Below are 10,505 nucleotides of genomic sequence, written 5' to 3' on the forward strand. Positions count from 1 at the left end.
GACCGGCGGGGGTCATCCGCGGCGAGCACGGTGACGGGCAGGCCGGGCGGCAGCGGCCGTGACCGGCGCAGGGTCGCGAGGGTGAGGGCCTGGTCGGCGTAGGTGGCGTTCTCGGCGAGGGCCGCGCGCAGCCAGCGGCTGGTGGAGTACGCGCGCCGGACCAGGTCGTACGACGCCGGTTCCCCGCCGTCGACCCGGCCCTCCCGGACCGCCGCCCGGCGCAGCGAGGGCCCCGCCACCCGCGGCAGTCCGGCCGCGCTCGCCAGCGTGGCGCACGCGCGCGTGGCGGCGTCGCGTACCGCGCGCGCCCTGCGGGGGCGGGGGTCCTCCTCGACGCTGGAGTCGACGAGCACGAGCCCGGCCGCCCGCGCGGGGAACAGCCGGGCGAAGGCCTCCGCGTGGAACCCGGCGAGCGAGTGTCCCACCACCGTGGCGGGCCCGCCGAGGCCGAGCACGTCCAGAACGGCCGCGATGCGCCGCGCCTCCCCGGCGAGCGTCGGCCACGCGCGCGTGTACCCGCTGAGGCCGAGTCCGGGGCGGTCGAAACGGACGACGGTGCGGTGCGGGGAGAGCAGAGCGACGACGGGGTCCCAGTCGAACCAGCACATCCCGAGCCCGGGGCTGAGGACGCAGAGCGGTCCGCTGCCGTCGACGACGGCGTGGTGGACGACACCGCCGATCCCGACGAAGGTCATGGCCGCCTCCCCTGCTTCCGTAAGGGCATCATGCCCGCCCGGGTGCGCCGGCGCGGGCGTGCGGCGGCCCGCACGCCCGCCCCGCCCCACCCCCATCGTGTCGCTCTGACGATTACACTGGGCGCGTGCCTCAACTACGTCTCGCCCTGAACCAGACCGACTCGCGCGTCGGCGACCTCGCCCGGAACGCCGACACGATCGTCCGCGGGGCCCGGGACTCCGCCGAGCGGGGAGCGCATCTCGTGGTGTTCCCGGAGATGGCGCTGACCGGGTACCCCGTGGAGGACCTGGCCCTCAGGTCGTCCTTCGTGGAGGCGTCCCGCGCCGCGCTGCGCGCCCTGGCCGCCCGGCTCGCCGAGGAGGGCCTCGGGGAGCTGCCGGTGCTCGTCGGCTACCTCGACCGCTGTGAGACCGCCCAGCCGAAGTACGGCATGCCGGCCGGCGCCCCGCAGAACGCGGCGGCGGTGCTGCACCGCGGCGAGGTGGTGCTGACCTTCGCCAAGCACCACCTGCCGAACTACGGCGTCTTCGACGAGTACCGCTACTTCGTGCCCGGCGACACCATGCCGGTGCTGCGGGTGCGCGGCGTCGACGTCGCGCTCGCCATCTGCGAGGACCTGTGGCAGGACGGCGGCCGGGTGCCGGCCGCGCGCAGCGCGGGCGCCGGGCTGCTGGTCTCCGTCAACGCCTCGCCGTACGAGCGGCTGAAGGACGACACCCGCCTGGAGCTGGTCCGCAAGCGGGCCCAGGAGGCCGGCTGCACCCTCGCCTACCTCGCCATGACCGGCGGGCAGGACGAGCTGGTCTTCGACGGCGACTCGATCGTGGTCGCCCCGGACGGCGAGGTGGTCGCGCGGGCGCCGCAGTTCGCGGAGCACCTGATGGTGCTGGACCTGGAGCTGCCGTCCGCCTCGGTGGACGCGCCCACCGGCGTGGTGGACGACGGGCTGCGCATCGAACGCGTGGTGCTGTCCGAGGAGCCGGTGCCGGCCTACGAGCCCGAGCCGGCCGCCGAGTGCGCCGAGCGCCTGGAAGACGACGAGGAGGTCTACGCGGCGCTGGTCACGGGCCTGCGCGCGTACGTGCGCAAGAACGGCTTCCGGTCGGTCCTGATCGGGCTGTCCGGCGGCATCGACTCCGCGCTCGTCGCGGCGATCGCCTGCGACGCGGTGGGCGCGGAGAACGTGTACGGCATCTCCATGCCGTCCAAGTACTCCTCGGAGCACTCCAAGGACGACGCGGCCGAGCTGGCCCGGCGCACCGGCCTGAACTTCCGCACCGTCTCGATCGCGCCGATGTTCGACGCGTACATGGGCTCCCTCGGCCTGACCGGCCTCGCGGAGGAGAACCTGCAGTCCCGGCTGCGCGGCACGCTGCTGATGGCGGTCTCCAACCAGGAGGGCCACATCGTGCTGGCGCCCGGCAACAAGTCGGAGCTGGCGGTGGGCTACTCGACGCTGTACGGCGACTCGGTGGGCGCGTACGGCCCGATCAAGGACGTGTACAAGACGTCGGTCTTCCGGCTGGCGAGGTGGCGCAACCGGGCCGCCGCCGAGCGGGGCGAGACCCCGCCGATCCCGGAGAACTCCATCTCCAAGCCGCCGAGCGCGGAGCTGCGCCCCGGCCAGGTCGACACCGACTCCCTGCCGGACTACCCGGTGCTGGACGCGATCCTGGAGCTCTACGTCGACCGGGACAAGGGCGCGGACGTGATCGTCGCGGCCGGCTACGACCGGGAGCTGGTCACCCGGACGCTGCGGATGGTCGACCGGGCCGAGTACAAGCGCAGCCAGTACCCGCCGGGCACCAAGATCTCGGCGAAGGGCTTCGGCAAGGACCGCAGGCTGCCGATCACCAACGGCTGGCAGGAGACCGCCTGAGCGGACAGGCCCCGGGAGACCGGACGGGCTCCTAGGAGTCGTCGGCGGGCAGCTTCACGCGCGCGGCCACGGGCAGGTGGTCGCTGGCCGTGCGCGGCAGCGTCCAGGAGCTCACCGGCTCCACTCCCCTGACCATGATCTGGTCGATGCGGGCCATCGGGAACGACGCCGGCCAGCTGAACCCGAACCCGTTGCCCACCGCGCCCTGCGTGGAACGCATCTGGGAGGTGACGGCGTTGAGCGAGCGGTCGTTCATCGTGCCGTTGAGGTCGCCGAGCAGGACCACCCGGGACAGCCGCTCGCCGGCGATCGCCTCGCCCAGCGCGTCCGCGCTCTGGTCGCGCTGCTGGGCGGTGAAGCCGGCGTGCATCTTCACCCGCACCGACGGCATGTGGGCGACGTACACCGCCACGGGCCCCTCGGGGGTGGTCACCGTGGCGCGCAGGGCGCGCGTCCAGCCGAGCTTGATGTCGACGGCCCGCACCCGGCTGATCGGGTACTTGCTCCACAGCCCGACGGTGCCCTCCACCGAGTGGTACTTGTACGTCGGGGCGAGCGCCTGCTCGTAGACCGGGACCGCGGACGCCTTCAGCTCCTCCAGGGCGAGCACGTCGGCGCCGGCGGCGGCCACCTCCCGGGCGGTGCCGGACGGGTCGGGGTTGTCGGCGTTGACGTTGTGCGTGGCGACCGTCAGGTCGCCGCCGGTGCCGGCCTTGTCGGTGAGCAGCCCGCCGAACAGGTTCAGCCAGACGGCGGCGGGCAGCAGCACCGCGATCAGCGCGGTCGCCGACCTGCGCACCAGGGCGAGGACCAGCAGCACCGGGACGAGCAGGCCCGCCCAGGGCAGAAAGGTCTCGGTGAGGCTGCCGAGGTTCCCGATCCGGTTGGGGATGTGCGCGTGCAGCGCCATCACCAGGGCCAGGACGACCGCGAGCGCGGCGAGGAGGACGCCCCGGCGCCAGATCCGCGGGTCGCCGCGCCAGCCGTCCAGGAAGCGGTGCGTCGCGCGCCGGAGCCGGTCTCCCCGGTGCTCGTTCCCCGAGCCGCCGTCCACCGTTTCCGTCACGTACGCCTGTTGCGCCATACCGTCGCCTCGCTGCCTGCCGTGCACACCGTTCGCCCCCGTGTCCTACGACCCTAGGGGATGATCGGCGTCGTTCCTGCCGTCCCTGGACGGCCGTACTGGCACGAGGACGAACGAGTCGGCGGGCGGAGTTCCTGGGACGCTTCCCGAGGGGCGGGTCTGTGACGAAACGCGCACATTAGGACGGGGAACTGACGGGCCGTAGCCCGTCCAGCACCGCGTCCACGATCTGCTCCGACAGTCCCTCGGGCAGCTCGGTGTCGGGGCGCATCACGGCGCGCACCAGCATGGGTCCGACGATGATGTCGCCGAGCACGTCGACGTCGATGTCCTCGCGCAGCTCCCCGTTGAGCTGCCCGCGGCGCAGGACCTCGGCCTGGAGCCTGCGCCGCGGCTCGATGACGGTCGCCTGGTAGGCGGACCAGATCCTCGGGCTGCTCTTCATCTGGGCGTAGACGTTGTGCAGGATGGCGGAGGAGCGGCTGACCAGTCCGCGTCTGCGCAGCTGTTCGCAGATGGCCACGAGGTCGTCGCGCACGGAGGTCCCGGGCAGTTCCGGGTCGGGAGGCTCGGCGGCGCGTACGACGTCGACGAACAGCTCCTCCTTGCCGCTCCAGCGGCGGTAGATGGTGGCCTTGCCGACGCCCGCGGTGCGGGCGATGCGCTCCACGGAGAGTTCGGCGAGCGGCACCCCGTCCTCCAGGAGCTTCATCACGCCCTCGACGATGGCGCGTTCCAGCGCCTCGCTCCGGGGACGGCCCCGCACGGGGGCGCCGGGAGCGGCGTGGCGGTCGGCAAGGCTCACGTGGGCCGTCCTTTCGTCGTACCGGAAGATTCTCCTATTCCCCCGGCTGCCCCCCGGCTGCCCCCCGGCCATCCCGGTCGCTCCCCCGCTCCGGTCGCTCCCCCGGCCTACTCCACCGCCGCCACCAGTTCCTGCTCCTCCTCGCCCTTCCGGGGCGTGGACGCCCTGCCCGGCAGGAACACGGCCACCACGACCGCGCCGACGACCGCGACCACGGTGCCGCACAGCGCGGTGACGTGCATCGCGTGCAGGAAGGCGTCGTTGGCCGGGCTCACCAGGGCGTCGCCGCGCGGGCCGAGCCTGGCGGCGACGCCGAGGGTGGCCTCGATGGACTCGCCGGCCTTGTCGCGCACCGCGGCCGGGAGCATGCCGAGCTCGTCCTCGATGCGGCTGCGGTACGCCGCCGAGAGCACAGAGCCGAGCACGGCGATGCCGAGCGCGCCGCCGACCTGGCGGAAGGTGTTGCTCAGCGCGGAGGCCGAGCCGGCCTTCTCGCGGGGCAGGGCCTGCATGATGACGACGCTGGTCGGCGTCATGATGTGCGCCATGCCGGTGCCCATGAGGAAGAAGACGACCTCCAGCACCCAGATCGGCGTGTCGGCGTCGAAGCCGGCGAAGGCGGCCAGCATGGCGGCGAGCAGGAGCAGACCGGCCGTGGTGGTGGCCTTGTTGCCGAAGCGGTCGACGACCAGCCGGGCCCGCGGCGCGAAGATCATCTGCGCGGCGGCCAGCGGCAGCATCAGCAGACCTGACTGGAGCGGCGTGTAGCCGCGCACGCTCTGCATGTAGAACACCGAGAAGAACGTCACGCCCATCAGCGCGAAGAACACCAGCGCGATGGCCGCCATGGCGGCCGAGAAGACCTTGTTCCTGAAGTAGGTGACGTCCAGGGACGGGTGGTCGCTGCGCTTCTCGAACCACACGAAGGCCGCGAGGACGGCCAGGCCCGCCACGATCGCCGACAGCGCGGTGGGGTCGGTGAAGTCGGCGAGCTCGCCGCCCTTGATGATGCCGTAGACGAGCAGGACCAGGCCGACCACGGACAGCACGACGCCGACCGGGTCGACGCGGCCGGGCCGCGGGTCGCGGGAGTCGGGCACCAGCCACACCATCAGCGCCACCGCGGCGATCACGATGGGCACGTTGACGAAGAACACCGAGCCCCACCAGAAGTGGTCGAGCAGCAGACCGCCGGTGATCGGGCCGATGGCGATGGCCAGGCCCACGCCGCCGGCCCAGATGCCGATGGCCTTGGGCTGCTCCTCGCGCTCGAAGACGTTCATGAGGACGGCGAGGGTGGCCGGCATGACGAAGGCGGCACCGAGGGCCATCAGGGCGCGGTAGGCGATGAGTTCGCCCGGCGAGCCGGACTCGGCGGCCAGCGCGGACCCGATCCCGAACACGACGAGGCCGCCGAGCAGGACCTTCTTGCGGCCGATGCGGTCGCCGACGAGTCCGGCGGTGAACAGCAGGCCCGCGAAGACGAGGGTGTAGGCGTTGATCGCCCACTCCAACTCGCTCTGCGTGGCACCCAGTCCGGTCGGGGCCGGGGTGGAGATCGTCTTGATGGCGACGTTCAGGATCGAGTTGTCGAGCACCACGATCAGCAGGCTCAGCATCAGCACGCCGAGGATCGCCCAGCGGCGGCGGTGCACCGCTTCCGGAATCCGGGAGCCGCGGCCGGCGTTGTCGGCAGGAGTAGTCATGGTTCGAGCCTAGGACGCTTCCGATACGAGACCGTCTCGTATCGAAATCTTTTACCCAGATCTTACGTCCCTTACCGAGACGTTGCGCACACGGGCGTCCTCTGGCTCGAACTGGCACGAGGTGCCACCATGGGAGGGGTCCGGGGACGCCGTCAGGGCGCCTCGAGATGACGAAGGAGCCGTTGCCATGACGCAGCTTTCGGCTGCCCAGACGAAGTCCTCCGACAGCAGCAAAGCGCTGTACGGAGGCAAGGGCACCCGCCGCATCACCGTCCGCGACATCGCCCTCGCCAAGGAACGCGGCGAGAAGTGGCCCATGCTCACCGCCTACGACGCCATGACCGCCTCCGTCTTCGACGAGGCCGGCATCCCGGTGATGCTGGTGGGCGACTCCGCGGGCAACTGCCACCTCGGGTACGACACGACCGTGCCCGTCACCCTCGACGAGATGACCATGCTGTCCGCCGCGGTCGTCCGGGGCACGCGCCGCGCCCTGATCGTCGGCGACCTCCCCTTCGGCTCCTACCAGGAGGGCCCGGTGCAGGCGCTGCGCTCGGCGACCCGGCTGGTCAAGGAGGCGGGCGTCGGCGCCGTGAAGCTGGAGGGCGGCGAGCGGTCGCACGAGCAGATCCGGCTCCTGGTGGAGTCCGGCATCCCGGTCATGGCCCACATCGGCCTGACCCCGCAGTCCGTCAACGCCATGGGCTACCGCGTCCAGGGACGCGGCGAGGAGGCGGCGGCGCAGCTGCTGCGGGACGCGAAGGCCGTGCAGGACGCGGGGGCGTTCGCGGTCGTGCTGGAGCTGGTGCCGGCGGAGCTGGCGGCCGAGGTGACGCGGGTGCTGCACATCCCGACCGTCGGCATCGGGGCGGGACCCGAGACGGACGCGCAGGTGCTGGTGTGGACCGACATGCTCGGGCTGACGGGCGGGCGCGTGCCGAAGTTCGTCAAGAAGTACGCGGATCTGCGGGCGGTCATGGGCGACGCGGCCAAGTCGTTCGCGGAGGACGTGGTGGGCGGGACGTTCCCGCTGGAGGAGCACTCGGTGCACTGACCTCCGGTTGAGCCATCGCGGCACCAAGGGGCAGCCCCGCCGATCTTCCCCCGTCGGCGGGGCTGCCGCCTTTGCGCCTGAGCCGGCGCCGCTCTCGCGGAGGTGGTCGCCCGCCGTCGTGGTTTCTCCATTGACGGTTGCGGTGCTCGTCGGGGATGTGTCGGTGCTGTCGGCCGCCTGTCGGTGGTTTGTCAGTGGTGGCTGACATCGTTTCCGTCATGACACCAAACGACACGAAACCCAGTGCCGTGACCGTGCGGGGGCTGGTCAAGCACTACGGCGAGACCAGGGCGCTGGACGGTGTGGATCTGGAGGTGCGCGAGGGCACCGTGATGGGGGTGCTCGGGCCGAACGGGGCCGGCAAGACCACGCTCGTGCGCATCCTGTCCACCCTGCTGACCCCGGACGCCGGCCACGCCACCGTCGCCGGCTACGACGTCGTACGGCAGCCCCGGCAGCTGCGCCGGGTGATCGGGCTGACCGGGCAGTACGCCTCCGTCGACGAGAAGCTGCCCGGCTGGGAGAACCTGTACCTGATCGGCCGGCTGCTGGACCTGCCCCGCAAGGAGGCCCGCGCCCGCGCCGACGAGCTGCTGGAGCGGTTCTCGCTCACCGAGGCCGCGCGGCGGCCGGCCCGTACGTACTCCGGCGGTATGCGGCGGCGGCTGGACCTGGCCGCCTCGATGATCGGGCGTCCCGCCGTCCTCTACCTGGACGAGCCGACCACGGGGCTCGACCCCCGCACCCGCAACGAGGTGTGGGACGAGGTCAAGGCGATGGTCGGGGACGGGGTCACCGTCCTGCTGACCACCCAGTACATGGAGGAGGCCGAGCAGCTGGCCTCCGAGCTGACCGTCGTCGACCGCGGCAAGGTCATCGCGAACGGGGCCGTCGAGGAACTCAAGGCGAAGGTCGGCGGGCGCACCCTGCGCGTGCGGCCGGCCGACCCCCTTCAGCTGCGTCCGCTGGCCGGGATGCTCGACGAGCTGGGCATCACCGGGCTGGCCGCGACGACCGTGGACACCAAGGCCGGCTCGCTGCTGGTGCCGGTCCTCAGTGACGAGCAGCTGACCGCCGCGGTCGGCGCGGTCACCGCGCGCGGCATCACGATCTCCTCCATCACCACCGAACTGCCCAGCCTGGACGAGGTGTTCCTGTCCCTCACCGGCCACCGCGCCAGTGCCCCGCAGGACGCCCGGCCCGCCGACTCCCGCGAGGAGGTCGCCGTATGAGCGCCCACCCGTCGCCCACCACCACCCTGAACGAGGCGCTTCGCGCCGCCCCCTCCGATGTCACCGCCACCGTTGCCACTTCGAAGGCCGACGCCCGGATCCCGCTGCGCGCCCATGTGCGGCACACTGGCGCGCTGGTCCGCCGCAATCTGCTGTGGATCCGCCAGGACCCCGAGTCGATGTTCGACGCGATCCTGTTCCCGGTGATCTTCACGCTGCTGTTCGTGTACGTCTTCGGCGGCTCGATCGGGCAGTCCCTGGGCGGCGGGCAGCAGCAGTACGTGCAGTACATCGTGCCCGGCCTGATGGCCATGATGGGGATGAACCTGGCCCAGAGCGTGGGCACCGGCTTCAACCAGGACTTCAACTCCGGTGTGATGGACCGCTTCCGGTCCCTGCCGATCGGGCGCGGCTCGGTGCTGTTCGCCAAGATCTCCGTCGAGCTGGTGCGGATGCTCATCGCGACGACGATCCTCATGGTCGTCGGCGTCCTCGTCGGCTTCGAGATCGAGAACTGGCCCGGCCTGTTCGCCGCCGTGGGGCTGTCCGCGGTGTTCGGCTCGGCGCTGATGTGGGTGTTCCTCACGCTCGGCGTGGTGATGAAGAACGCGCAGTCCGTGCAGGCGATGGGCTTCCTGGTGCTGATGCCGCTGCAGTTCGGCTCGTCCATCTTCGCGCCGCCCGGGACGATGCCGGGCTGGCTGCGGACGTTCACCGAGTACAACCCGCTGTCCGCCCTCGCGGACGCCGCCCGCGGGCTGATGACCCACGGCCCGGTCGCGCACGGTCTGTGGCTGACGCTGGCCTGGTCGGCGGGGATCACCGCGGTGATGGCGCCGGTCGCCATCCACAAGTTCCGCACCAAGACCTGACCGTACGGCCCCGGCCGGGCGCGTCAGAGCAGGGCGGCGGCCTCCTGCGGGGTGAGGCCGCCGCCCTCCGCGTACGCGACCCCGTACGCCTCCTCGCCGAGCACGGCCCGGATGCGGGCGACCGCCTGGCCGTGGACGTGGCGTTCCAGGGACGAGGGCACGTGCCGGGGCGGCAGCAGGGCGTCGGCGGCGCCGAGGCAGCGGGCGGCGTCCCGGGCGCGGCGTCCGCCGTCCGCGCCGGCGACGGCCGCGGCGCCGATGGTCAGGTACGTCGAGCGCATATGGGGCGCGATGGCCTGGGACAGCGGGTTCCGGGCATGCTCCAGTGCCCGGCGGCACTTGTCCAGGGCGTCCTCGTAGCGGCCGTCGGCCGCGTCCAGCCAGGCCTCCGCTCCGAGGATGAAGGCGTCGAAGACGACGAAGTGCGAGATGGCGAACTCCTCCCGCAGAAGCCGCAGGTGCTCGCGCGCCTCGGGAATGCGACCGGTCATGCCGAGCCGGCCGGCGAGGAAGATCCGGGCGGCCGGCATGGCCTCGTTGTGGCCGCCGTCGCTCTGCTCGATGACCTCGCGCAGCATCCGCTCGCCCTGTTCGGCCTCGCCCGTCTCCAGCAGGACGCCGCCGAGGCGGACGTTGAGGACGGCGATCTGGGCGTGGGCACCGAGGCGTTCGGCGTGCTCGACGGCCGCGCGGTAGTCGGCGGCGGCCGCCTGATAGGCGCCGGTGCGCTCGTGGGCCTCCGCGCGCGCGGAGAGCGCCTCGGCGATGCCCCAGGCGTCCCCGAGGCGCCGGAAGATCTCCAGCGCCTCGTCGGCGTCCCGGCCCGCGTCCCCGGCCGAGTCGGTGCGGTTGGCCAGCAGGTTGGCACGCCACTGGAGGGCGTGGGCGAGCTCCCACTCGAATCCCGGATCGCTGCGGCAGGTGCGTACGGCGGCATCGCTGACCTCGCGCAGGCGCTCCACGTCACCGGTCAGCATCACCGCGAACATCCAGAGCGTGCCGGGGCTGCGGCAGACCTGCGGCATGCCCGGCTCGTAGACCTCGGTGACGACGCGCAGCTTGCGTTGCGCCTCCGGAGAATCCCAGGCGTCCAACTCGGTGTCCATACAGGCCATATGGGCGAGGTGCAGGCCGCGGCGGGCCTCCGCGAGGATCTCGCCGGTCATCGGCGGCGGGG

At 72.2% G+C, this 10,505-nt stretch carries 8 protein-coding genes and 1 pseudogene; 4 read left to right on the forward strand and 5 right to left on the reverse strand.

Annotation, left to right across the window (positions count from 1 at the left end; translation table 11 throughout):
- Positions 1-695: alpha/beta fold hydrolase (locus RH94_RS31945; RefSeq protein WP_234426173.1), on the reverse strand; the 695-nt coding region annotated here is incomplete at its 3' end.
- A gap of 125 nt (positions 696-820) precedes the next feature.
- On the opposite strand from RH94_RS31945, the gene RH94_RS31950 reads away from it, so the two are divergent.
- Positions 821-2,575, forward strand: a complete 1,755-nt coding sequence (locus RH94_RS31950) for an NAD+ synthase (RefSeq protein ID WP_073951832.1) — start codon at positions 821-823, stop codon at positions 2,573-2,575.
- Between the two features lie 31 nt (positions 2,576-2,606).
- Here the strand turns inward: RH94_RS31950 and RH94_RS31955 are convergent, their stop codons facing one another.
- The 3 genes from RH94_RS31955 to RH94_RS31965 form a co-directional block, all read right to left on the reverse strand.
- On the reverse strand, positions 2,607-3,659 hold the full coding sequence (locus RH94_RS31955) for an endonuclease/exonuclease/phosphatase family protein (RefSeq protein WP_079189268.1): 1,053 nt from the start codon (positions 3,657-3,659) through the stop codon (positions 2,607-2,609).
- A 178-nt stretch (positions 3,660-3,837) separates the two neighbouring features.
- Positions 3,838-4,464: a TetR/AcrR family transcriptional regulator gene (locus tag RH94_RS31960; protein WP_073951833.1), complete on the reverse strand. Its 627-nt coding sequence runs from the start codon at positions 4,462-4,464 to the stop codon at positions 3,838-3,840.
- A 107-nt stretch (positions 4,465-4,571) separates the two neighbouring features.
- Positions 4,572-6,170, reverse strand: coding sequence for an MFS transporter (locus RH94_RS31965; protein ID WP_073951834.1), 1,599 nt, complete (start codon positions 6,168-6,170; stop codon positions 4,572-4,574).
- A gap of 187 nt (positions 6,171-6,357) precedes the next feature.
- On the opposite strand from RH94_RS31965, the gene panB reads away from it, so the two are divergent.
- The 3 genes from panB (at position 6,358) to RH94_RS31980 (ending at position 9,328) form a co-directional block, all read left to right on the forward strand.
- A complete protein-coding gene (gene panB, locus RH94_RS31970; RefSeq protein WP_073951835.1) occupies positions 6,358-7,224 on the forward strand; it encodes a 3-methyl-2-oxobutanoate hydroxymethyltransferase in 867 nt (288 codons plus the stop codon).
- A 218-nt stretch (positions 7,225-7,442) separates the two neighbouring features.
- Positions 7,443-8,456 (forward strand): ATP-binding cassette domain-containing protein, encoded by a 1,014-nt coding sequence (locus RH94_RS31975; RefSeq protein WP_073951836.1) that lies wholly within the window; start codon positions 7,443-7,445, stop codon positions 8,454-8,456.
- Positions 8,453-9,328 carry an ABC transporter permease gene (locus RH94_RS31980; protein ID WP_079189269.1) on the forward strand — a complete coding sequence of 292 codons (876 nt, stop codon included), beginning with the start codon at positions 8,453-8,455 and terminating at the stop codon, positions 9,326-9,328. Before RH94_RS31975 ends, RH94_RS31980 begins: the two co-directional genes overlap by 4 nt.
- 23 nt (positions 9,329-9,351) lie before the next feature.
- Here RH94_RS31980 and RH94_RS45125 read toward each other — a convergent pair.
- Positions 9,352-10,505, reverse strand: a pseudogene (locus tag RH94_RS45125) (AfsR family transcriptional regulator); the annotation flags it as partial.

This window comes from Streptomyces kebangsaanensis (assembly GCF_001906585.1).
Classification (GTDB): Bacteria; Actinomycetota; Actinomycetes; order Streptomycetales; family Streptomycetaceae; genus Streptomyces; species Streptomyces kebangsaanensis.

What these genes read in the sequence shown, in the direction of transcription:
- RH94_RS31975 (WP_073951836.1), top strand. Translation starts at nt 7,443, where the DNA reads ATGACACCAAACGACACGAAACCCAGTGCCGTGACCGTGCGGGGGCTG.
- RH94_RS31965 (WP_073951834.1), bottom strand. Translation starts at nt 6,170, where the DNA reads ATGACTACTCCTGCCGACAACGCCGGCCGCGGCTCCCGGATTCCGGAA.
- RH94_RS31980 (WP_079189269.1), top strand. Translation starts at nt 8,453, where the DNA reads ATGAGCGCCCACCCGTCGCCCACCACCACCCTGAACGAGGCGCTTCGC.
- RH94_RS31955 (WP_079189268.1), bottom strand. Translation starts at nt 3,659, where the DNA reads ATGGCGCAACAGGCGTACGTGACGGAAACGGTGGACGGCGGCTCGGGG.
- panB (WP_073951835.1), top strand. Translation starts at nt 6,358, where the DNA reads ATGACGCAGCTTTCGGCTGCCCAGACGAAGTCCTCCGACAGCAGCAAA.